This window comes from Sphingomonas sp. GW821-FHT10C01 (genome assembly GCF_059415525.1).
In genome coordinates, this window is sequence record NZ_JBWKNK010000001.1 from 1,010,678 (window position 1) to 1,033,106 (window position 22,429).

Here is a 22,429-nt window from a genome sequence, read left to right on the forward strand (position 1 = left end):
ATACGATGAAGAAGCTGCTGATCGCCGCGCTGGCGCTTGGAACCGCGAGCCTCGCGCAGGCGCATGAGGTGTGGATCGAGCGCGGTGCCAACGGCGCGGCGCAGATCTGGCTGGGCGAGCCCGAACTGCCGCTTCCGGCGGGGGGCGATCCGGCCTTTCCGTCGCTGAAAGCACCCAAGCTGATCGGCGCCACCGGCACCCAGACGCGCGGGCCGGGCTATATCGAGGTCGCTCTGCCCGCGGGCGACGTGCGCGCTTGGGATGACGACGTGTTCAAGCCGTGGGACGAGGACGGCAAGAAGGCCGGCGTGATCTATTACGCGCGTTCGGGCCGCAGCGAGGCGAAGGTGGTGATGCCGCTGGAGCTGGCGCCGGTGAGCGCGAACGGCAATCGCTTCGTGCTGACCCGCGACGGCAAGCCGGTGGCGAAGGAGGACGTGTCGCTGGTGTCGCCGGGTCGCTGGCAGCTGGCGCTCAAGACGGACGACAAGGGCGAGGTCGCGCTGCCGACGTTGCTGGAGAAGGGGCGCTACATCCTGAAAGCCTCGATCAAGGACGAGGGTGACTTCACGCTTCCGGCCGGCAAGGTCGCGGTGCTGAGCCGTGTGACCACGACCAGCTTCGTGAATTGAGGGTCGAAGTCCGATAACTTTCATCGTCATTCCCGCGAAGGCGGGAATCCATTGCGGCTGTCGGCGAGGTTCAATCCGACAGGTCAGCCAGAATGGATCCCCGCCTGCGCGGGGATGACGGTTGCTTTGGTTCTGGGGCGGCCGGTTGTCGTCAGCGCAATGCGGTGACGGCGGGGTCCTTCATGCAGGCGTCGACGCGCTTGTCGTCAACCGGTGGCGGTGCGGCGGCGAGGGCGGGAATGTCCCAGGGGCGACCGATCGATTGCGGGGCGAAGCGGCCCGAGCTCTCGCTCGCGCAGGCCTGAATCGCGCGCAACATGCGCGGCGGGGTCCAGTAACCTTCCCAGGACAGGCGGAAGGTGCCCCAGTGGATCGGGAGCGTCACCGGACGGCCCATGCGGTTCCATAATTTGATTGCTTCACCCGGGCCGATATGGCTGCCGGTACGCATCTCACCCTCCTGGAAGCGGAAGGCGCCGATCGGCATGATCGCGAGCCGGATCGGGCCGTAGGACGCGGCCTGATCGGCCCATTTGTAATCGCCCGCGCCGGTGTCCCCCGCGAAGAACAGATTGCCGTCGGGCAGCGTCACCACGAAGCTGGACCAGAGCGCGCGGTTGCGGTCGGTGAACCAGCGGCTGCCCCAGTGGTGGTTGCGGTTGACGATCACGTCGACGCCGGGACGCAGCGTCACGCGCTCGCCCCAGTCGAGCCCGCGCGCCGCGATCCCCGCCGAGCGCAGGATGGTGTCATTGCCGAGGCTGGTGACGATCAGCGGCTTGTCGCGCGCCGCCAGCTTCTCGAGCGTGGGCAGGTCGAGATGGTCGTAGTGATTATGGCTGACGACGATGAGGTCGATCTTCGGGAGCTTGTCGAAGTCGATCCCCGGCGGCGCGGTGCGGCGCGGGCCGGCGAGACCGAAGGGACCGGCGACCTCGCTCCACATCGGATCGGTCAGGATGTTGAGGCCGTTCGCCTGCACCAGGACGGTGGCGTGGCCGACCCATGTGGCGCGCATCGCACCGCCAACGACACGCGCGGGCGGGGCGTCCTTGTTCACTGCGATGCGATCGGGCCAGGCGGGGCGGCCATCGGCGCCGGTCGCCTGACGCCACAGGAATCCCGCGCGGCCGCCACGGCGGTTGCCGGGCACGCGCACCGTGTCCTCGCCATCGGGGTTGAAGAAATGCTCGCCGTCATAATGGCCGCTCTGCGGGCCATGATGGTAGATGCGGTCGAGGTAGCGCGGGACGATCGTCACCGCGAGACAGGCGGCGACAACGGTCCAGAGCAGGAGGATCGAGGTCCAGCGCAGGACCGGGCGGACGAATGACATCGCGATCCTAAATGCGGATTGCCGGGGCCTAACTCAAGGTCAGAGATTGCCGGCGAGCGCGGCGACGACGCCCGCAGTCACGAGGAGGAGGCCCGCGATCTCGCCGCGCGATACCCGCTCGCCCAGGTAGAAGTGACCGAACGCCATGGTGAAGGCGACCTCGATCTGGCCGACGACGCGGACGAGGGCGACCGGCGCGGTGGCGAAGCCGGTGAACCAGCAGGCCGAACCCAGCGCGGAGAGCAATCCGACCTGGCCCGAAACGCGCCAGGTGCGGAACACGGCGGCGACCTGATCGCGCTCGCGCAGGACGAGCAGCCCGCCCTGCATCACCGTCTGGAGCGCGACGGTGACCGCGAGGACGATCAGCGCGGCGCGGATCGGGTCGCCGGTCTCGACCTGAACCGTGGCGCTGCGGATCGCGATGGCGGTGAGCGCGAAGAAGAAACCCGAGGCGATGCCGTAGCGCGCGCCGGGCTGGCCGAGCGCGCGGAAGAGCTCACCGGGGCTCATCCGCTTGTTGTCGGCCGAGAGGATCATCACCCCGGCGACGCCGAGCGCGATGCCGATCCAGCTGAGCAGGTTGAGCCGCTCGCCGAGCAGCGCGATCGAGAGGAGCGCGCCCTGAACCGCCTCGGTCTTCGAATAGGCCGTGCCGACCACGAAGTTGCGATGGTCGAACGCCATCAACAGGAGGTTGGTGGCGACGATCTGGGCAAGGCCGCCCGCGAGGCAATAGATCAGGAACCACGGCCCGAGCGCGGGGAAGGCGGCGGGGAACAGCACGAACTGATAGGTCGCCATCATCGCCAGCGCGAAGGGCAGACCGTAGAGATAGCGGACGAGTCCCGCGGCATTGATCGACAGATCCTTGCTCACCCGCCGCTGCACCGCGGTGCGCCACGGCTGGAACACCGCGGCGATCAGCGTGGCGGGAAGCCAGATGGGGGAGGTGATCATAGCTTGCGCCCATCCGAGATGGACGGGGCGAATGCAAGTCAGGCGATCTCGCGACCGATCAGCATCGGGCCGACCTGCTTCGAGCTGCCGTCGAAGAAGCCCGCCTGCCCTTCCCAGCTTTTCGGGTTGCGGAAGGTGCCGAGCAGGATGTCGAAGATCGGGATGTCGCCATAGTTATGGGCATGGTGCCCGCGCTGATGATGCACCGAATGGCTTTCCGGCCGGGTGACGAGATAGCCGAGCCATTGCGGCGTCTTGATATTGGTGTGCTGGAACATGGTGCAGAAGGTCGACAGCACCGCCACCGCGATCGCCGCCTCCGGCGTCAGCCCGACGCCGAGCACCAGCGCGAAGCTGCCCAGCAGCGCCCAGCCGATCATGTCGAACGGGTGGAAGTAGAAGGCGCCCCAGATGTCCACGCGCTCGGCGCTGTGATGCATCTGGTGGAACCAGCGCCATAGCGGCTGAACGTTATGCATCGTGCGGTGCCAGGCGTAGATCAGCGCTTCGATCACGAAGAAGCCGATCACGACCTGTGCCCAATAGGGCAAGGACGATGCATTGAAGAGCTGATACTGGCCGAGAAATGCGTCCCACATCAGCGGCGCATAGGTCGCGATCGCGAAATAGAGTGCGGTGAAGGCGGCGCCCTTGATCTTCCAGCGATCGATCTTCGGGAAAGCGCGGGCATGGGCCAGACCGTCCAGCACGCAAAAGGCGACGAACATTCCGAACGCGATATAGTGATAGATCCCGATCATATGCGCTCCTCTGTGCGGCATATTGCTACGGTTCCGGATCGCTTCACTATAGCGGGATCGCGGTCTGTTTTCGCGATTCGATATTTCGCGCGTATTCTCACGGAGTTGGGCGCTGGAAGGGCAAGTCATGGCGGAAGCGGCGACGGAGAAAACCGTACTGGCGGTACAGTCCGCGAAGGCGGATGCCGCGGGCAAGGGCGCGCGGACCCGCGAGCGGCTGCTCGACATCGCCTATGACTCGATCGTGCGGAAGGGCTTTGCCAGCACGTCGATCGAGGAACTGGTCGAGGCCGCGCGGATCACCAAGAGCGGCTTTTTCTATCACTTTCGCGACAAGAACGAGCTTGCCCGGACCCTGCTCGAGCGGTTCGTGACCGAGGATCGCGAGATCATGGACGCGATGACCGCCCGCGCCCGGGCGCTGAGCGACGATCCGCTGCACAGCCTGCTGATCTTCCTCAACCTCTATGCCGAAATGCTCGACGCGATGCCCGACCAGCATCCCGGCTGCCTGGTCGCGGCGATCACCTATCAGGACCAGATGTTCGATACCGAAGTGCGGCGGATGAACGCCGACGCGGTGCTGGAATGGCGCGGGCGCTTCACTGCCTGGCTGGAGGAGGCGGAGGCGGGGCATCCGCCCGCCCGCCCCATCGATCGCGAGGCGCTGGCCGACGGTTTCACGACGATGGTCGAAGGCGCGATCATCGTCGCACGGGCCCTGGACGAACCCGCGCTGCTGGGCCGGCAGGTCCGACTCTATCGCGAGATGATCAAGGCCGCCTTCGGAGCCTGAACTCAAGCGCCTTCGAGCAGCCGCTCCTTCGCGATCTTTTCCTTCCAGACCAGCGGGGCGAGCTGGTGGACATTATTGCCCTCGGCATCCACCGCGACGGTGACCGGGAAGTCCTGCACCTCGAACTCGTAGATCGCTTCCATGCCGAGATCCTCGAAGCCGACGACCTTGCTGCCCTTGATCGCGCGCGCCACCAGATAGGCGGCGCCGCCGACGGCCATCAGATAGGCGCTCTTCGCGTCGCGGATCGCATCGGTTGCCGCCGGGCCGCGTTCGGCCTTGCCGACCATCGCGAGCAGGCCCTGATCGAGCATCATGCGGGTGAACTTGTCCATGCGCGTGGCGGTGGTGGGGCCGGCGGGGCCGACCACTTCCTCACCCACCGGATCGACCGGGCCGACATAATAGATGACGCGGCCCTTGAACTCGACGGGCAGCGCCTGACCCGCCGCCAGCATGTCGGCGATGCGCTTGTGCGCGGCGTCGCGGCCGGTGAGCATCTTGCCGTTGAGCAGCAGCCGATCGCCCTGCTTCCACGACTGGACCACTTCAGGCGTCAGCGCGTCGAGATCGACGCGGATCGCCGCCTTGTCCGGCGCCCAGTTGACGTCGGGCCATTCGTCGAGCTTGGGCGCCTCGAGATAGGCCGGGCCGGAGCCGTCGAGGCTGAAATGCGCGTGGCGGGTGGCGGCGCAGTTGGGGATCATCGCCACCGGCTTGCCCGCGGCGTGGCACGGCGCGTCCATGATCTTGACGTCGAGGATGGTGGCGAGGCCGCCCAACCCCTGCGCCCCGATGCCGAGCGCGTTGACCTTGTCGAAGATCTCGATGCGCAGCGCCTCGATATCGTTCTGCGGGCCGCGCCGCTTGAGGCTGGCCATGTCGATCTGCTCCATCAGCGCCTTCTTGGCGAGGAGGACGCAATGCTCGGCGGTGCCGCCGATGCCGATGCCGAGCATGCCCGGCGGGCACCAGCCGGCACCCATTTGCGGCAGCATCTCGATCACCCAGTCGACGATCGAGTCCGACGGGTTCATCATCTTGAACTTGGACTTGTTCTCCGATCCGCCGCCCTTGGCCGCGACGTCGACATGGACATGATCGCCCGCGACCATCTCGACATGCAGCACGCACGGCGTGTTGTCGCGGGTGTTGCGGCGGGTGAAGGCGGGATCGGCGAGGACCGAGGCGCGCAGCTTGTTCTCAGGGTGCAGGTACGCGCGGCGCACGCCCTCATCGATCACCTCCTGCAGGCTGCGCGAGGTGTCGTCGAGGCGGCAGTCCATGCCCCATTTCACGAACACGTTGACGATGCCGGTGTCCTGGCAGATCGGGCGATGCCCCTCGGCGCACATGCGGCTGTTGGTCAGGATCTGGGCGATCGCATCCTTGGCGGCGGACGACTGTTCGGCTTCATAGGCCGTGCCCAGCGCGCGGATATAGTCCATCGGGTGATAGTAGCTGATGAACTGAAGCGCGTCGGCGACGCTGTCGATCAGATCGGCGGCCTTGATCGTGACGGTCATGTGCATGTCCCTGCATGTCTGTTTTGCGGGACCCTTTAGCGGATGACAGGCCGGGCGCCACCCGCTAACCGCGCGGCGTGTTCCGGCGCCTGATCCTCGACCACCCCCGCATCGCCGCCGCGCTGATCGCGCTGGCATTGGCGATGAAGGTGGTGGTGCCGGCGGGGTTCATGCCCGTCGCGGTGCCGGGGCAGATGATGGTGCTGGTCTGTACCGAGTTCGGCCCGCAGCATGTCGCGATCGACGTGCCGGGGATTCCGGCCAAGTCCGAAGACGGCGCCAAGATGGACCAGCCTTGCGCCTTCGCGGGGCTGGGGCTGGCGTGGCTGCCGGGCGCCGACCCGGTGTTGCTGGCGGCGGCGCTGGTCTTCATCCTTGCGCTTGGCTTTGCCGCCGTTCCGGCGCCGTTGCTGGCGCGCATCCCGTATTTGAGGCCGCCGTTGCGCGGGCCGCCGCGCACCGCCTGATCCTTTCGCCCAATTGACGAAACGTGCGCGTGGCAGGTGCCGCGCGCCGATCAGGACTATTCAACATGAAGAACCATATCGCGGCGGCGCTGCTCGCCGCCACTTGCCTTGCCGCGCCCGCTCTTGCCGAAGACCCGCAGGGTCGCGAGCCCGAGATCATCGTGACCGGCAAGGCCAACCCCGACGACCCGCCCGTGGTCGCCGAAGCCCGCGAGCGGCTGTCGCGCACCCCGGGCGCGGTCGCGGTGGTCGCGGCCGAGACGTTCGAGGATCGCCTCGCGATCGGCATGCCCGACATCCTGCGCGACGTGCCCGGCGTGCTCGCCAACAAGCGCTATGGCGAGGAATCGCGCCTGTCGATCCGCGGATCGGGGATCGGGCAGGGGTTCCACCAGCGCGGCGTGCTGATCGCGGAGAATGGCGTGTCGTTCGCCGATGCCGACGGGTTCTCGGACTTCCAGAAGGTCGACGTGCTCACCGCGCGGCTGGTCGAGGTGTACAAGGGCGGCAACGCGCTGCGCTTCGGCGGGGCGCAGCTGGGTGGGGCGGTGAACCTGGTCACCACCAATGGCCGCACCGTGCCCTCCACGCTGCTGCTCCGCGCGGAGGGCGGAAGCTATGACAGCTGGCGCGGCCAGGCCGCGGCGGGCGGGGTGATCGGCAAGTTCGACCTCTATGGCTCGATCAACGGCTATAAGGCCGATGGCTATCGCGAGCGATCCGATAGCGAGCAGCTACGCGGCACGATCAACCTCGGCTACCGGCTGGGCGAGGATAGTGAGATCCGGCTGATCGCCACCGCCGCGACGATCGAGCAGGGCGTGCCCGGCACGCTGACGCTGGCGCAGACACGCGCCAACCCGCGCCAGGCGAGCGCGGCGGCGTTGGCGGGCCGCTGGTCGCGCGATCAGGATGTGCGGCGCGTGACGCTGCAGACCCGGCTGCGCCTGTCCGAGGGGCTGGTGTTCGAGGGCGGGGTCTATGCCACCGGCACCGACCTGCGCCACCCCATCCCCATCGTGATCGAGCAGGACATCCATACCGAGGGCGCGTTCGGCCGCTTCGACCTGTCGGGCGAGATTGGCGGGCATCGTGCGGATCTGTTCTTCGGCGCGAGCTTCCGCACCGGCGCGGTGGATCAGCAGATCTACGCCAACAATGCCGGCAACAACGGCATGAAGATGGGCGACGTGCTGCAAAAGGCGAGCGGGTTGGACCTGTTCGCCGAGGGGCGGTTCTTCGTGACCGACGCGCTGGCGCTGGTCGCGGGTGCGAGCTGGGGCCATGCCAGCCGCGACTTTACCAACCGTCTGGCCAATCGCGGCGACGAGACCGACTTCGAATGGCTTGCCCCGCGCTTCGGTGCGCTGTGGGAACGCGGCGGGACTCAGGTCTATTTCAATGTCACCAAATCGGTCGAGCCGCCCGCCTTCGGTGCGCTGACGCAGTCGGGCTATTCGGGCTTTGCCTTCGTGCCCGTCGATCCGCAACGCGCCTGGACGGTCGAGATCGGGACGCGCGGACGGAGCGGTGCCTTCTCATGGGACGTGGCCGCCTATCGCGCCGCGGTGCGGGGCGAGATGCTCAACTTCACCGTTTCGCCCAATATCCCGGCGGCGACGTTCAACGCGGACCGCACGCGGCATCAGGGTGTCGAGGCGAGCGTCGACTGGCGCATCGTCGATAGCGGCGGAACGCTGCTGCGGCTGCGCCAGACCTGGGCTTGGTCGGACTTCACCTTCGCCGGCGACCGGACCTATGGCGACAACCGGCTACCGGTGGTGCCCGAGCATCAGCTGCGCACGTCGCTGCGCTATGAGCACCCCGCGGGCGCGTGGATCGAGCCGATGCTCGACTGGCGGCCCAAGGATATGTGGGTGGACTATCGCAACACGTTGAAGGCACCGGGCTATGCGCTGGCGCACCTGTCGGCGGGCATCGACCTGCCTGGCGGCGTGACGCTGTTCGCCGATGCGCGCAACCTGACCGACAAGACGCATGTGCCGGAGTTCGGGGCGGTGGTGAACGCCAATGGCGCCGACCAGGCGGTCTACTATCCCGGCGAGGGGCGGTCGCTGTTCGGCGGTGTGCGCGTGCGGTTCTGATACTGGGCAAGCCCCTCCCCTGAAGGGGAGGGGCTTAGGATGGTTCGCATCCCCCGTCCCTGACCCCGCTGACGCTGCCGGTGCCGAGGATGATCTTGGCGCGGCGCGAGAAGGTCAGCGCCTGCCAGCGGCCCGAATTGCCGATAGCGGTGCGGCTGCGCAGGTAGGTGAGGTGGAGCAGCTCGAACTGCTCGTCGTCGACCCGGCCGGTGTCGATCAGGCAAGTCCATTGATCGACATTCCACTGATAGTCGCGCGACACGCCGTCCTGGTCGACGGCTTCGCTCAACCCCTTGTACCAGGCGAGCATCGCCTTGAGCCGGGTCGGGCGCTCGGCGATGGGTAGGGCGGCGAGCTTGCGGCGCAGGCGGGCGGCGTCCTCGTCATTGGGTAGCGTCTTCTGCTGGACGCGCGTGTCGATCGCCCAGCGCACCTTACGCGGGGTGATCGGGCCGGTGGGCCAGAGGCGGAACAGCTCGCCACGGACTTCGAGCAGCAGCGCGACATAGGTGTCGGTCTGTACCTGAAGCATCGCGTCATGCTCGAAGATGCGGGTGAGTTCGGCGAGCGCGGTCGGGTTGAGCTTGCCGTCAGGGCCGTGTGCGGCGAGGATCGCGGCGCGGCATTTGTCGCGGACCGGAGTGTCGAGGCAGTCCTTCGAGAAGAACAGCTTGCCGTAGGTCGGGGCGAGTGATTTCAGCTCGCGCTTGAAGCGGCCGCGGCCGCGAAAGCTGTCGCGCCATGCCTTCAGCACGGGCTGGAGGCTGCCGGTGCCGTAATTCCATTGCGACATGCCGACCGAGACCAGCTGGCTGTCGAAATTGCCGACCGGCATCGCCCAGCAGCCCATCGTCTCGGGGATCGAAGTCCCTCGCATCCGCTGGAAGATCTCGGCCCGGTCGAGGCCGATCTGGGCGAGTTGGGTCGCGGCCAGCGGGTCGATGACGATATGGGGCAGGTCGCCGACTTCACGGCACGGCGGGCGATCCTGCGCGGCGGCATTGCCGGTCCAGCCGAGCAGCAACGCTGCGAGCGCGATGATCCCCTTGTGCATGCCGCCACCCTGCCGTCTGGGCGGGGCGGCGGCAAGCAAGGTCACAGCACGTAGCGGCTGAGGTCCGTGTTGCGGGCGATGCTCGCGAGCTGGCCGTCGACATAGGCGGCGTCGACCACCAGCGAGGCGCCGCTGCGATCCTCGGCATCGAAGCTCACTTCCTCGAGCAGCTTTTCCATCACCGTCTGCAGGCGGCGGGCACCGATATTCTCGACCTCCGCATTCACCTCGGCGGCGATGCGCGCGATCGCGCGGATGCCGTCGTCGGTGAAATCGATCGTCACGCCCTCGGTTCCGATGAGGGCCTTATATTGTTCGGGCAGCGACGCCTTGGTGTCCGACAGGATCGAGACGAAATCGTCCTCGGTCAGGCCCTTCAATTCGACGCGGATCGGCAGGCGGCCCTGAAGCTCGGGCAGCAGGTCGCTGGGCTTGGCGACGTGGAAAGCGCCGCTCGCGATGAACAGGATATGGTCGGTCTTCATCGGCCCGTATTTGGTCGAGACCGTGGTTCCTTCGATCAGCGGCAACAGGTCGCGCTGCACGCCCTCGCGGCTGACCGAACCGCCGCGCACGTCGCTCACGGCGATCTTGTCGATCTCGTCGAGGAAGACGATGCCATTGGCCTCGGCATCGGCGAGCGCGACGCGGGCGACGTCGTCCTGGTCGAGGCGCTTGTCGGCTTCCTCCTCGACCAGCTTGGCCCAGGCGGCGTGGACGTTCATCTTGCGGCGTTTCAATTGCGGGCCGCCAAAGCCCTTCATCATCTCGCCGAGGTTGAGCATCTGCGGACCGGCGCCCGGGATTTCGAACGGCATGCCGCCGGCGGCTTCGACCTCGATCTCGATCTCGCTATTGTCGAGATGGCCGGCGTTGAGGCGCTCGCGGAACGCTTCGCGGGTGGCTTGCGAGGAATCCTTGCCGGTGAGGGCATCGAGCAGGCGGGTCATCGCCGCGGCCTCGGCCTTGTCCTTGACCGCGGTGCGGCGGCGTTCGCGCTCCAGCCGGATCGCCTCCTCGACCAGGTCGCGGGCGATCTGTTCCACGTCGCGGCCGACATAGCCGACCTCGGTGAACTTGGTCGCCTCGACCTTCACGAAGGGCGCGTCGGCGAGCTTGGCGAGGCGGCGGCTGATCTCGGTCTTGCCGCAGCCGGTCGGCCCGATCATCAGGATGTTCTTGGGCGTGACCTCGTCGCGCAGATCGGCCTTGAGCTGCTGGCGGCGCCAGCGGTTGCGCATCGCGACGGCGACCGCGCGCTTGGCTTCCTTCTGGCCGATGATATGCGCGTCGAGCGCGGCGACGATGGTCTTGGGAGTCAGATTGTCGTTCATTCTCAGGGGTTCGTTTCTCAGGGTTATTCGGGGAGATAGGGAGCGCCGGGGCGGGCAGCCAGTGCCTGGGCGATTGGTTGGTCGATCCGGTCGATGAAGAAGCCCGGATAGGCGCGGCGCTGGGCGCTGATGCTTTCCATCGCGGCGATCTCGTCGTGGCTCAGCCTGACGTTCACCGCGGCGAGATTGTCGTCGAGCTGATGCAGCTTGGTCGCGCCAAGCAGGATGCTCGACACCTGATCCTTGCTGAGCAACCAGGCGAGCGCGATCTGGGCGATGCTGACGCCATGCCCGTCGGCGATGCCGCGCATCGTGTCGATCAGGCGATAGCCCATCTCCTTGTCGAGCGGGATGTCGTCATGGCTGGCGAGCCGGTCGTCGGCGCCGCCGGCATTCTCGCGCGTGTACTTGCCGGTCAGGAAGCCGCCGCCGAGCGGGCTCCATGGGGTGATACCGAGGCCGTAGCGGCGCGCCATCGGCAGGAATTCCTGCTCGATATCGCGGTGCATCAGCGAATAGAGCATCTGGGCATGGGTGAAGGGCGCCCAGCCATTGGCGCGCTGCAGCTCCATCGCCGCCGCGACCTTCCAGGCCGGCCAGTTGGATACCCCGAGATAGCGCGCCTTGCCCGCGCGGACGATGGCGTCGAGCGCCTGGAGCGTCTCCTCCAGCGGCGTGTTCCGGTCGTCGCGGTGCGCGATATAGACGTCGACATAGTCGGTGCCGAGCCGTTTGAGACTATGGTCGATCGACCAGTGGAGGTGGGCGGCGGACAGGCCCGAGCGGTTGAGCGGCTGGCCGGTGCGCCAGCCCGCCTTGGTCGCGATCACCAGCTCGTCGCGGCGGCCCGCGACGATCTTGCCCAGCATCTCCTCTGACTCGAAGTCCGAATAGACGTCGGCGGTGTCGATGAAGTTGATCCCGGCCGCGAGCGCGTGATCGACCAGCGCCGCCGCGTCCTTGAGGTCGGTCTTGGCGATGGCCTTGAGGCCGCCGCCACGGGTGAAGGTCATGGTGCCGAGCGAGAGGCGCGAAACGATCAGGCCGCTGTCGCCGAGGCGGGAATAGAGCATCGCGATCTCCTATGCGGCGGTGGGAACGGGCGCGGCGGCAAGCCAGGCTTGCGCGTCTTCCATCTTCAGGAAGATCTTGAGCCGGGGATGGGTCTGGGTGCGTTCGGCCTGAAGCTTGTTGAGGTGGCTGCCGACGACCGACGCGGCGCGGCCGGAGGTAAGGGCTAGGCCGCCCTCGGCGATCCGGGGCAGCAGGTCGGCGACGTCGTTGGCCTGGACGGGGAAAGCGCGCGAGTCGATCAGCACGTCGTAATCGTCGCGGATCGCGCGCACCTCCATCGCCTTGGCGCCGGCAGCGGCGGCAAAGGCGTGGACCGTCTCCACCGTCCAGAAATCGCGGATGTCGACGCGCATCAGGTTGCGGGTGGGATCATAGTCGAGCCGGAAGCTCACGTGGCGCTGTCCAGCGTCTCCACCGTCAGCCGATCGTTGGTGTAGACGCACAGCTCGCCGGCAATCTTCATCGCCTTGCGACAGATCGTTTCGGCGTCCTGTTCATAGTCCACCAGCGCGCGTGCGGCAGCGAGGGCGAAGTTGCCGCCCGATCCGATCGCGGCCACGCCGGCCTCGGGCTCAAGCACGTCGCCATTGCCGGTGATGATCAGCGTCACTTCCTTGTCGGCGACGATCAGCATCGCCTCGAGATTGCGGAGATACTTGTCGGTCCGCCAGTCCTTGGCGAGCTCGACCGCGGCGCGCATCAGCTGGCCCTGATGGCGTTCGAGCTTGGCCTCGAGCCGTTCGAACAGGGTGAAGGCGTCGGCGGTGGCGCCGGCGAAACCCGCGATCACGCTGCCGTCGCCGATCGGGCGGACCTTGCGTGCATTGGGCTTCATCACGGTGCTGCCCTGGCTCACCTGGCCGTCGCCGGCGATCACTACTCGGCCATTGCGGCGCACGGAAAGGATGGTTGTGCCGTGCCACGTCATTTTGTCGCTCATGGCGCCGCATATTGGGGGTGCGTCGCGTGGGTTCAATCGCGATTTTTCGTGTATAGCGATGGCAGCACGAACGGGGAGGGCCACGGTATGACCGGCGAAACTTCGAACAATCTGATCGAGCGTATCAAGAACATCCTGTTGAAACCCAAGGAGGAATGGGAGCGGATCGATACCGAGCCGGCGACCGTTGGCGGGCTGATGACCGGATGGGTCGTCCCGCTCGCGGCGATCGGGCCAGTCGCGGGGCTGATCGGCGGGCTTGTCTTTGGCTATGGCGGAATGTTCGGCATCACCATCCGCCCGAGCGTGACCATGGCGGTGACCGGAGCGGTAGTCAGCTATGTGCTGGCACTGCTCTGCGCATGGCTGTTCTCCAAGATCATCGACGCACTGGCCCCCAGTTTCGGCGGGCAGAAGAACCCGGTGCAGGCGATGAAGGTGGCCGCGTACAGCGGTACCGCGGCCTATCTGGCGGGAATCTTCCAGATCATCCCCGCGCTGGGCATTCTCGGCATCCTCGGTCTGTATAGTCTCTATCTCCTCTATCTGGGGCTGCCGCGGTTGATGAAGGCGCCCGAGGACAAGGCGATGGGCTATACGATCGTGACGGTGGTCGTCGCGATCGTGTTGTTCTTCGTGGTCAGCGTGGTCACGGGCGCGCTGACCAGCCTGCTGGCGCCGCGAGCGATCACTTCGGCCACGATGGGCGGCGAGGTCAGCGTGCCCGGCGTCGGCAAGGTCGACCTCAGCAAGCTGGAAGAGGCGTCCAAGAAGATGGAGGCCGCCGCCGAGCGGGCGCAGACCGCGACGCCGGTCGACCGACAGGCGCTCGCGGCGCTGCTGCCGGCATCGGCGGGCGGCTGGACGCGCACCGCGCTCGAAAGCTCGACCGCCAGCGCGGGCGGAATGGGCGGATCGCAGGCCGAGGCGCGGTACGAAGCCAATGGCCAGAGCGTGCGGCTGAAGGTCGCCGACCTTGCCGCTGCCGGCGCGTTCGCGGCGATGGCGAGCGCGTTCAAGGTCGAGGCCAGCAGCGAGAACGATCAGGGTTACGAGAAATCGGGCCTGATCGACGGCCGCTACACGATGGAGAAATGGAACAAGGACGGGCGCGGCAGCTATGGCGTGCTGCTGAAGGACCGGTTCCTGGTCGAGGCCGAGGGCGGGGCGCCCGATATCGGCACGTTGAAGGCGCTGGTCGCTGCGGTGGACGCGGGCAAGCTGGAAGCGCTGGCCAATTGATACCAGCGACGAAGGGGAGCGGGTCCTCGCTCCCCTTCGAAGTTGACGAAGTTACGCGAAACGCGTGTCATTCCGTCAACGCCGTCATCTTTCCACGCCCCTGATCTTTCCCCATTGCCGCGCGGCGGTGTAGCCGAGATAGCCGGTGCCGAAGAGCGCGTAGAGCGGCTCCGGGATGCCGGCGAGATAGGCGTTCATGCCGGTCGCGATCCCCTTTGCCATCTCCGGCTGGACCGCGGCGATCAGCCCCATCGGGATTGCCCAGAGCAGCAGCGCGTACATGACGTAGAGGAAGCTCGGGCGCGCGCGGCTGGTCCAGGGATCGGTCGACTGTGCTTCAGCGACGATCGCCGAAAGCTGGGTGCGGATCGATTCCAGCTCGTGCGTGCCCTCGAGCTTGAGCAGCTCGAGCTTGGCCGCGTCGCGCGCCTTGGGGTCCGGGATGATCTTGTCGATCAGGCCCGCGATCGGGCCGATAATGCCTGCGATGATGCTCATGTCATGTCCTCGTCAAAGTGAAGGGTGCTCGGCTCATTTTTTTACTTACGAACCAATTCGGTTTGCCAGCCAGCCGTAGAGAAAGGCTTCGTTGGCCGGTCGGGATTCGGCGAGCGTGAGGTAGCGTTCGCCCTGAAGCGCTTCGACCGCTTTGATCAGAACCGCTTCGCCCGGCCGACCGCGATGGTCGAGAAAGGCGGTGAGCGCCGCGAGCGTGGCGGGGCCGATCACGCCATCGACCGCCATGTCGGGATAGTCCTTCCCATTGCGGTTGAGCGCGTTGAGCGCGCGCTGGAGAAAGCGCGCGGCGACCCCCGGGCCCATGTTGATTCCGGTGTCGAACAGCTCCGCCGCCAGCACCGGAGCGCGGTTCGCCACGTCGGCGATGCGAGGCCGCAACCAGTAGAGGCGCCGGTAGATCGCGACCGCTTCCTCACGCGGGAAGACGCGCATGTCGCCGGTGAAGCCGTGCTGGCGCGCGACCGCCTGGGTGATTCCCCAGCGGGTCGGTCCGCCGCGGTCGGCGGGGTGGTTGGAATAGCCGCCCTCCCGGGCGATCACCTCCTCGATCAGTTGGTCGATGGTCATTTCAAATCGCTCCTGTTGAACGACTCATGATAACCTATATGGTTCGTTGTAGGAAAATGCTTTCTGTGGTAGTGCGCCGCCCATGGCAAAGACACGACCCGATCAGCTGCTCGTCGAACGCGGGCTCGCGGAGAGCCGCACGCGTGCGCAGGCGCTGATCCTGGCCGGGCTGGTGTTCAGCGGCGACAAGCGTGTCGACAAGCCCGGCCAGCCGATCGCGCCCGACGCGCCCCTTGAGGTGAAGGGGCGGGATCACCCCTGGGTCTCGCGCGGCGGCGTCAAGCTGGCACATGGCCTCGACCATTTCGGAATCGACCCGACGGGGATGGTGGCGATCGATGTCGGATCATCGACCGGCGGCTTTACCGACGTGCTGCTGACGCGCGGCGCGACCCGCGTCTATGCGGTGGATAGTGGGACCAACCAGCTCGCCTGGAAGCTGCGACAGGACGAGCGCGTGGTGGTGCACGAGCAGACCAGCGCGCGGGTGCTGACCGCGGCGCATATTCCCGAGCCGGTCGATATCGTGGTGTGCGACGCAAGCTTCATCGGCCTGGCGAAAGTGTTGGAGCGCCCCTTCGCCTTCGTGCGCGAAGGCGCATGGGTGGTGGCGCTGATCAAGCCGCAGTTCGAAGCGGGCCGTGACGAGGTGGGCAAGGGCGGCGTGGTGCGCGACCCGGCAGTGCATGAACGGGTGTGCGGTGAGGTCGTCGCCTGGCTCGAGTCCGGAGATTGGACGGTCGCGGGTGTGACGCGCAGCCCGATCACCGGGCCGGAGGGGAATGTCGAGTTTCTGGTAGCCGCGCGGGCGGGGCAAGCGGGCGAGTTGGCTGAGCGCCCATAGGCGGTACAATCGATCCGTCACATGATGAAACGATCCGTCACATGACGAAACAATGACTCGACATATGTGAGGACCGGGGGCAGCATCCTTCCTACTCTGGGGGGAGGAAAGATGCGTAACGTACTGAACAATAAGGCAACCGACGCATTTGACGATGCGGCAGAGCCGTATGCGCCGAGCCGGATGTTCTGCTATGTCGAGGCGATCGCCGCCTGTGGCCTGCTGATACTCGTGGGTGTGACCCTTTTCGGCTCTTGAGGCGAATGGAGCCGGTCGGACGAATCCGAAGGCCTTGGTCCTGAGATGTCTGGGGCTGTTCGCGTCTATCGCCGCGATCGCCTGGATTTTTAATCCTGGACGTCTATGTTCTGGAGCTGAAGTGGCAGGACGGAAGGGGTTCGTCGGCCATTGTCAGAGATACCTGATCCTTCGCGCCTGATCACCCATATCCATTGCGCAGTCGTTCCGCAGAGCGCACCACCGCGCGGCCCACCGGCGGTGGCTTGGACGGATCGGGCCACGATGGCGCGGTGGTCCAGCCGAGGTGCGGCAGGCTGACGCTGCGCTTGCCCGACAGGTCGGTGCGAGCGACGATCAAGCCCTTTTCCTCGATATGCGCCATCATCCGCTTGGCGCGGCCCAGCGAGCTGGTGCCGTAGAGCGCGGCGAGCTGCGCGTCGGACGGGCACGGCTCATTCGCGCGGGCGGCGCGGGCGATGCCGAGGAAGGGCGTCAGCATCTCCTCGGGCAGCGAGGCGGCGAGGGTGAGGACTTCGTCCCAGCCCTCCGCGTCGGTGATGCCGGCGCGGGCGAGCGCGAGCGCCGAGCGGAACGCAATGAGGTCCATGCTCGGCTCGATGCCGCGCATGCGGCAGCGAACGGTGTAATCCTGGAAGATGGCGGGGAGCGGCTGGCGACTTTCTTCTCCGGCGATCTCGGCCAGGATCGCGCGGCGAACCTCTTCCTGCTCGCCTTCCTCCAGCACCGGCATGTCGGGAACCGGCGCGGGGGCGGGGGTCGCGATGCTGCGCATCAGATCGGACATCGGCACCGGTGCCGGTGGAGGCGGTGGTGGAACCTCGTCCTCCGCACCAGGCGCGAACAGCATGTCGCGCATATCCTCGGTCGCGGCGGTCGGAAGCGGCATCAGCTTGGGGCTGACCGCCTTGGATCCGGTCTTGACCTCACCGATCCGCACGCTGATCGGGCGGCGGGTGATGGCGGGGCCGAGCGCGAGGAACTCGCCACGGGCAAGGTCGCGGATCGTGTCGGCCTGACGTCGCTCCATGCCGAGCAGGTCGGCGGCACGCGCCATGTCGATGTCGAGAAAGGTGCGGCCCATCAGGAAGTTCGACGCCTCGGCGGCGACGTTCTTGGCGAGCTTGGCGAGGCGCTGGGTGGCGATGACCCCGGCAAGGCCGCGCTTGCGGCCGCGGCACATAAGGTTGGTCATCGCGGCGAGTGAGGTACGGCGGGCTTCCTCCGAGACCTCGCCTGCGGCAGCGGGGGCGAAGAGCTGCGCCTCGTCGACCACGGTGAGCACCGGGTACCAAAATTCGCGCGGGGCATCGAACAGCGCGGAGAGGAAAGCGGCGGCGGCGCGCATCTGGCCGTCGATCTCGAGCCCCTCGAGGTTGAGCACGACCGATGCGCGATGCTCACGGACGCGCATCGCGACGCGGCCCAATTCGGTCAGGCTATATTCGGCGGCATCGACCGCGATGTGGCCGAAGGCGTCGGCGAGAGAGACGAAGTCACCCTCGGGATCGATCACTACCTGCTGGACATGGCCGGCGCTGCCCTCGAGCAGGCGGCGCAACAGGTGCGACTTTCCCGAGCCCGAATTGCCCTGAACGAGCAGACGGGTCGCAAGCAGCTCTTCCAGATCGACGGCAACCGGGTTGCCGCCGCTGTCGAGCCCCATATCGATGCGGGCAGTCATTGCGGGCTGCTTTGGCGCATCGGGGGGAGTCGGGGCAAGGGCGCGATGCCGTTGTCCCCCGCTATTTTCGCGGCGGCAGCGTGATCGAGCGGGCGACGCCGTCGCGGCGGGGGTCGGCGCCGCCGTCGAAGCCGCCGTTTCGGAGCATTACGCCGTGCAGACCGGAATTCTCGCCCGAGCCGCCGCGGATGGTGACTCCGCGTTCGGCCATCGCAGCGAAGATCGACGGCGCGAACTTGCTCGCCTCGCCGTTGAAGCTCGAGCCGCGGGCGACGAGATTGGGCAGGGCGATGGCATCGGCGACGGGCATGTTCCATTCGACGATGCCGAGCAGCGCCTTGGACACATAGGCGAGGATCGCGTTGCCGCCGGGCGAGCCGATTGCGCCGGCAAGGCTGCGGTCGGGGTTGAGGATGATCGTCGGCACCATCGATGAGCGCGGGCGTTTGCCCGGCGCGATCGCGTTGGGGCCTTCGGGGACGAAGGAGAAATCGGTCATCTGGTTATTGAGGAAGAAGCCGTCGACCATGCGGCCGCTACCGAACAGGCTTTCGACCGTGGTGGTCATCGATACCGCGTTGCCCTCACCATCAATGACGATGAAGTGCGAGGTGCCGGCGACTTCATTGGTGGCATCGATGCGTGCGGTGACGGCGCCCGGCGGCGTGCCGGGCTGTGGCGGCGGACCGGCGCGGTCGGCGATCAGGGCCGCGCGGCTGGCGACATAGGCCGGGTCGAGCATGCCCTTGACCGGAACGGTCGGAACGTCGCCGACATAGGCGTCGCGATCGGCGTACATGACGCGGCTCGCCTCGGCGTATTTGACCCAGGCAATGGGGTCATTGGGGCCGCGCGTGCCGATATCGGTACGTTCGATCATCGCCATCAACTGAAGCAGGCCGACACCCGAGGAGGGCGGGGGCGGCGCGCAGAGGATATAAACGCGATAGGGGTTGCACACCGCGTCGCGCACTTCCGGCTTGTAGCCGGCGATATCGGCCTCGGTCATCGTGCTGGCGAGCTCGCCCTGACGCAGGCGCTCGACGATGCGGCGGGCGGTCTCTCCCTTGTACATCGCGTCGGGCCCCTGCGCGGCGAGGCGGCGGACGAAGGCGGCGTAGGCGGGGTTGCGGAGCGTATCGCCCGCCTTGATCTGGTCGCCCTGCGCGTTGCGGAAATAGGCGACGGCGTCGGTGCCGCGTGCCTGCGGAGCGCGGCTGGCGATCATGTCGGCGAGACGATCGGTGACGGTGAATCCCTGATCGGCGGTGCGGACGACGTCGCCGAACAGATCCTTCCAGGCGAGATTGCCGTGCTGCGACTGAGCGAGGGCGAGCATGCGGACAACGCCGGGGACGCCGGTGGCGCGGCCCGAGACGACCGCGGTACCGAAGGGGAGCGGCTGACGGTCGGGGCCGAGCAGCATGTCGGGGGTGGCACCGGCGGGCGCGGTCTCGCGGCCGTTATAGACGGTTATCCCCTTGGTCTTGGCATCGTAGCGGACCATGAAGGCGCCGCCGCCAAGGCCGCTGCTCTGCGGTTCGACCAGGCTCAGCATCGCCTGAACCGCGACCGCGGCATCGACCGCCGAGCCGCCCTTGCGCAGCACCTCAAGCCCTGCCTCGACCGCCAGCGGATGCGCGGCGGCGACGAAGGCCTGGCGTTCCTTGGGCGGCGTGACGGGCGCGACCGGCACCGGGGCGGCCGTCGGCGGCAGCGCCGCGCGCGGGGTGCAGGCGGCGAGACCGGCGAGCGCAAACGCGGCAAGGAAGGGCTTCATCTGCAACTTCATGATTCGATCGCCTTTGCGCCGGGGGTGATGGTCAGCATGCCAGGCGGTCGCCGTCCATCGGTTTGCGATCCGATGGACGTTTGCCGCACATGCCGCAACCTTGTGGTGGTCGAAGGTCGCAACTGCCCACGCCTTGCAGCGCGAAGCGGATTGCGGACAGCCTGGATATTCCGGGTTTCGATCATGGCGATAGTGGTATCTCGGCGCACCATCAGGCCATCCCGTCGATCAATTGCGCAACGCGCTCGGCCGAGCCTGCAGCATAGGTCCAGCCGAGCCCGCCATGCCCGGTGTTGGCGATCACACCCGGCGCGATGGCCCGGGTGATCGGCAGCGAATCGGGGGTCATCGGACGAAGCCCGGCCCAGCTCGATTCGATATGGTCGTAGTCCGCGGCCTGGGGCAGCGCGGCGCGGGCGCTGTCGATGAGGGCGCGAACCCGTTTGGGATCGACGCCGGTGTCGCGCTTGCCGAGCTCGGCAAGTCCCGCGATCCGCATGCGGTTGCCCAACCGCGCGAAGACGACGCGGTTGGCGACGTCGGTGATGCTGGCCGAGGGTGCGGCGGCGCCGGTGGGCGCGGTGATTGAATAGCCCTTCATCGGCTGGACCGGGAGCCGTGCGCCGAGGGTGCGGGCGAGCTGCGGCGCCCCCGGACCGGCCGCGAGGATGATGCGGTCGGCGGGAACACGGCTACCGCATTGGGTGATGATTGCGGGCGCGCGGCCTTTCGCATCGATCCGCGCGACCGAAAAGCCGAACATCGAACTACCGCCGGCGCGGATCAGCGCCTCATGTGCAGCGGTGCAGAAGCGGTGCGGGTCGCCGATCGCCTCGTCCGCGGTGTGGAGCGCGCCGGCGATCTCGTTCCGGACGGGTGCGAGCATCGGTTCGAGCGCGACCGCGGCGTCGGGGTCGAGCAGTGTCTGGGTGACGCCACCCTCCCGCTTGAGCGCGACCGCCGCTTCCGCCGCCGCGAATGAAGCGGCGCTGCGATAGATATGGATCTTGCCCGGCGTGGCATGGCCGTAATCGAGCGCGTGGCGTTCGGTGAGCCCCTGGAGCGCGCTGCGGGATTCGGCGGCGAGGGTCAGGCCGGCCAGCGTGTTGCGGCGGAACGCGCCCGCGCCGCAATTGCGCAGGAAGGCGAGGCTCCATCGCAGGAAATCGGGATCGAGATGCAGCTGGACGCGCAGCGCCGGATCGAGGCCGAGCAGGATGCGGGGGATCTGTCCGAGCACCGATGGGCTGGCGAGCGCGTCGGTATAGGCGAAGCTCAATTGCGCGCCATTGGCGAACGAGGTGCCGAGGCCGGGGCCGCGCGCGCCATCGACCACCGTGACGCGATGTCCGCGATCGGCGAGCGTCAGCGCGGTGGCCATGCCGACGACACCGGCGCCGAGGACGATGATCTCCTCGCGGCGGCTCATTGCATGCACCGGTTCGAGGCGGTCGGTCGGATCAGGTTGCGCACTCCCCCGCGCAACCGTCCTAGTGATTGCGCGACTAGAGGATGATCGCTCGGCCCGTGCCTGCGAAGTCGGGAATCGATCAGCGGATCATAGCCACAGGTTATGGCTGGAGACGGCTGTCGTTGAGAGTGGTCTCAAGCGTGCGAAGGAACAGGCGGGCGACACGCGAGGGCTGGCGTTCCTCGAGCGTGGTCCAGGAGATGGTGAAGCGCAGCGGCGGATCGGTGGGCAGCCATTTGAAGCCGGGCGCGGCCCAGGCGCGCGCGGTGAACTCGTCGACCACGGTGACGCCGCCTTCGAGCTGGGCGAGGCGCGCGGCGATGAAGAAGGTCTGGACCGATACCGTCTCCCGGAAGGTGAGGCCGCGTTCGCGGGCCGCGCGGGTCAGCACGTCGCCGATCGGACCGGTCGCGGCGACGCCGATCACGTCGCGATCGGCCAGCAGGTCGAGCGGGAAGCGCGGGCCGGTCGGCGCGAACATGCCGTCGGGGAACATCACCACCAGCTCACCCTCGGCCAGCACCTGACGCGTCAGGCGCGGGTGCGGGGGCGGAGTGTAGGCGATGGCGAGATCGATCTCGCGCCCGATCAGCGAGCGGACAAGGTCGTCATGATGGTGGGTGTGCACTTCGAACGTCACGCGCGGCCATTCGCGGCGGAACTGCGCCATCGCCTGGGGCACGATGTCGAGCGCGAGGCTGGGGACGATGCCGAGCCTGATATGCCCGCCGCCAGCCTGTGCCAGATTGCGCGCGGTCTGTTGCAGCGTGTCGAGCCGTTCGAACAGGTCGCCGGCCTCGCGCATCAGCGCATGTGCCTCGTCGGTCGGGATCAGGCGGCCGCGCGAAAGCTGGAAGAGGGGGATGCCGAGACTGTCCTCGGCATGGTGCAGCGTCTTCGATACCGAGGGCTGGGAGACGCCGAGCGCGCGGGCCGCGGCGCTGATCGAGCCGTGAAGATAGACGGCGTGGAAGACTTCGAGCTGACGGAAACGCATCCGGCCATCTTAGGCAAGGGGGCGCCCGGGGCAATGACCTTGTCGCGCGGGGTGCTTGGCCAACGCTACG

22 protein-coding genes are annotated in these 22,429 nt (G+C 67.2%); 7 read left to right on the forward strand and 15 right to left on the reverse strand.

Going from position 1 to position 22,429, the window contains the following annotated elements:
* Nucleotides 1-5: 5 nt before the first annotated feature.
* Nucleotides 6-632 (forward strand): DUF4198 domain-containing protein, encoded by a 627-nt coding sequence (locus AC07M1_RS04925; RefSeq protein ID WP_495161447.1) that lies wholly within the window; start codon nucleotides 6-8, stop codon nucleotides 630-632.
* Between the two features lie 151 nt (nucleotides 633-783).
* Here the strand turns inward: AC07M1_RS04925 and AC07M1_RS04930 are convergent, their stop codons facing one another.
* Genes AC07M1_RS04930 through AC07M1_RS04940 form a run of 3 tightly spaced genes read right to left on the reverse strand, consistent with a single transcriptional unit; the run spans nucleotide 784 to nucleotide 3,689 of the window.
* Nucleotides 784-1,968, reverse strand: a complete 1,185-nt coding sequence (locus AC07M1_RS04930) for an MBL fold metallo-hydrolase (RefSeq protein ID WP_495161448.1) — start codon at nucleotides 1,966-1,968, stop codon at nucleotides 784-786.
* 39 nt (nucleotides 1,969-2,007) lie between these two features.
* Nucleotides 2,008-2,928: a DMT family transporter gene (locus AC07M1_RS04935; RefSeq protein WP_495161449.1), complete on the reverse strand. Its 921-nt coding sequence runs from the start codon at nucleotides 2,926-2,928 to the stop codon at nucleotides 2,008-2,010.
* A 38-nt stretch (nucleotides 2,929-2,966) separates the two neighbouring features.
* Entirely contained in the window at nucleotides 2,967-3,689 is a 723-nt protein-coding gene (locus tag AC07M1_RS04940) for a sterol desaturase family protein (RefSeq protein WP_495161450.1), read from the reverse strand.
* A 127-nt stretch (nucleotides 3,690-3,816) separates the two neighbouring features.
* Here AC07M1_RS04940 and AC07M1_RS04945 point away from each other — a divergent pair, with 127 nt between their 5' ends.
* Nucleotides 3,817-4,485, forward strand: a complete 669-nt coding sequence (locus tag AC07M1_RS04945) for a TetR/AcrR family transcriptional regulator (protein ID WP_495161451.1) — start codon at nucleotides 3,817-3,819, stop codon at nucleotides 4,483-4,485.
* 2 nt (nucleotides 4,486-4,487) lie between these two features.
* Here the strand turns inward: AC07M1_RS04945 and AC07M1_RS04950 are convergent, their stop codons facing one another.
* Nucleotides 4,488-6,011, reverse strand: a complete 1,524-nt coding sequence (locus AC07M1_RS04950; protein ID WP_495161452.1) for a fumarate hydratase — start codon at nucleotides 6,009-6,011, stop codon at nucleotides 4,488-4,490.
* 77 nt (nucleotides 6,012-6,088) lie between these two features.
* On the opposite strand from AC07M1_RS04950, the gene AC07M1_RS04955 reads away from it, so the two are divergent.
* Nucleotides 6,089-6,478 (forward strand): hypothetical protein, encoded by a 390-nt coding sequence (locus AC07M1_RS04955; protein WP_495161453.1) that lies wholly within the window; start codon nucleotides 6,089-6,091, stop codon nucleotides 6,476-6,478.
* Between the two features lie 65 nt (nucleotides 6,479-6,543).
* On the forward strand, nucleotides 6,544-8,583 hold the full coding sequence (locus AC07M1_RS04960) for a TonB-dependent receptor family protein (RefSeq protein ID WP_495161454.1): 2,040 nt from the start codon (nucleotides 6,544-6,546) through the stop codon (nucleotides 8,581-8,583).
* Between the two features lie 34 nt (nucleotides 8,584-8,617).
* Here AC07M1_RS04960 and AC07M1_RS04965 read toward each other — a convergent pair whose 3' ends face one another.
* The 5 genes from AC07M1_RS04965 to hslV are packed head-to-tail and all read right to left on the reverse strand — an operon-like array spanning nucleotide 8,618 to nucleotide 12,985.
* Nucleotides 8,618-9,637 carry a hypothetical protein gene (locus AC07M1_RS04965; protein ID WP_495161455.1) on the reverse strand — a complete coding sequence of 340 codons (1,020 nt, stop codon included), beginning with the start codon at nucleotides 9,635-9,637 and terminating at the stop codon, nucleotides 8,618-8,620.
* Between the two features lie 41 nt (nucleotides 9,638-9,678).
* Nucleotides 9,679-10,971 carry an ATP-dependent protease ATPase subunit HslU gene (hslU, locus tag AC07M1_RS04970; protein ID WP_495161456.1) on the reverse strand — a complete coding sequence of 431 codons (1,293 nt, stop codon included), beginning with the start codon at nucleotides 10,969-10,971 and terminating at the stop codon, nucleotides 9,679-9,681.
* A gap of 23 nt (nucleotides 10,972-10,994) precedes the next feature.
* A complete protein-coding gene (locus tag AC07M1_RS04975) occupies nucleotides 10,995-12,044 on the reverse strand; it encodes an aldo/keto reductase (RefSeq protein WP_495161457.1) in 1,050 nt (349 codons plus the stop codon).
* 9 nt (nucleotides 12,045-12,053) lie between these two features.
* The gene (locus tag AC07M1_RS04980; RefSeq protein ID WP_495161458.1) at nucleotides 12,054-12,437 is read right to left on the reverse strand and encodes a hypothetical protein; all 384 of its coding nucleotides are present in this window, start codon (nucleotides 12,435-12,437) and stop codon (nucleotides 12,054-12,056) included.
* A complete protein-coding gene (gene hslV / locus AC07M1_RS04985) occupies nucleotides 12,434-12,985 on the reverse strand; it encodes an ATP-dependent protease subunit HslV (protein WP_495161459.1) in 552 nt (183 codons plus the stop codon). Before hslV ends, AC07M1_RS04980 begins: the two co-directional genes overlap by 4 nt.
* Before the next feature lie 87 nt (nucleotides 12,986-13,072).
* Here hslV and AC07M1_RS04990 point away from each other — a divergent pair, with 87 nt between their 5' ends.
* Nucleotides 13,073-14,227: a Yip1 family protein gene (locus tag AC07M1_RS04990; RefSeq protein WP_495161460.1), complete on the forward strand. Its 1,155-nt coding sequence runs from the start codon at nucleotides 13,073-13,075 to the stop codon at nucleotides 14,225-14,227.
* Between the two features lie 84 nt (nucleotides 14,228-14,311).
* On the opposite strand, the gene AC07M1_RS04995 is transcribed toward AC07M1_RS04990, so the two are convergent.
* Nucleotides 14,312-14,725, reverse strand: coding sequence for a holin family protein (locus AC07M1_RS04995; protein WP_495161461.1), 414 nt, complete (start codon nucleotides 14,723-14,725; stop codon nucleotides 14,312-14,314).
* 45 nt (nucleotides 14,726-14,770) lie between these two features.
* Nucleotides 14,771-15,313 carry a glycoside hydrolase family 108 protein gene (locus AC07M1_RS05000; protein ID WP_495161462.1) on the reverse strand — a complete coding sequence of 181 codons (543 nt, stop codon included), beginning with the start codon at nucleotides 15,311-15,313 and terminating at the stop codon, nucleotides 14,771-14,773.
* An 82-nt stretch (nucleotides 15,314-15,395) separates the two neighbouring features.
* Between AC07M1_RS05000 and AC07M1_RS05005 the strand changes: the two genes are divergently transcribed.
* Nucleotides 15,396-16,157, forward strand: a complete 762-nt coding sequence (locus tag AC07M1_RS05005; RefSeq protein ID WP_495161463.1) for a TlyA family RNA methyltransferase — start codon at nucleotides 15,396-15,398, stop codon at nucleotides 16,155-16,157.
* A gap of 111 nt (nucleotides 16,158-16,268) precedes the next feature.
* Nucleotides 16,269-16,415, forward strand: a complete 147-nt coding sequence (locus AC07M1_RS05010; protein ID WP_495161464.1) for a hypothetical protein — start codon at nucleotides 16,269-16,271, stop codon at nucleotides 16,413-16,415.
* A gap of 181 nt (nucleotides 16,416-16,596) precedes the next feature.
* Here AC07M1_RS05010 and AC07M1_RS05015 read toward each other — a convergent pair whose 3' ends face one another.
* From AC07M1_RS05015 to AC07M1_RS05030, 4 genes are all read right to left on the reverse strand, one after another.
* Complete coding sequence (locus tag AC07M1_RS05015; RefSeq protein WP_495161465.1) at nucleotides 16,597-18,099, reverse strand: helicase HerA domain-containing protein; 1,503 nt, start codon at nucleotides 18,097-18,099, stop codon at nucleotides 16,597-16,599.
* A 61-nt stretch (nucleotides 18,100-18,160) separates the two neighbouring features.
* Nucleotides 18,161-19,891, reverse strand: coding sequence for a gamma-glutamyltransferase family protein (locus tag AC07M1_RS05020; RefSeq protein WP_495161466.1), 1,731 nt, complete (start codon nucleotides 19,889-19,891; stop codon nucleotides 18,161-18,163).
* A 211-nt stretch (nucleotides 19,892-20,102) separates the two neighbouring features.
* Entirely contained in the window at nucleotides 20,103-21,320 is a 1,218-nt protein-coding gene (locus tag AC07M1_RS05025) for an FAD-dependent oxidoreductase (RefSeq protein ID WP_495161467.1), read from the reverse strand.
* Between the two features lie 142 nt (nucleotides 21,321-21,462).
* The gene (locus AC07M1_RS05030) at nucleotides 21,463-22,359 is read right to left on the reverse strand and encodes a LysR family transcriptional regulator (protein WP_495161468.1); all 897 of its coding nucleotides are present in this window, start codon (nucleotides 22,357-22,359) and stop codon (nucleotides 21,463-21,465) included.
* Nucleotides 22,360-22,429 lie beyond the last annotated feature (70 nt).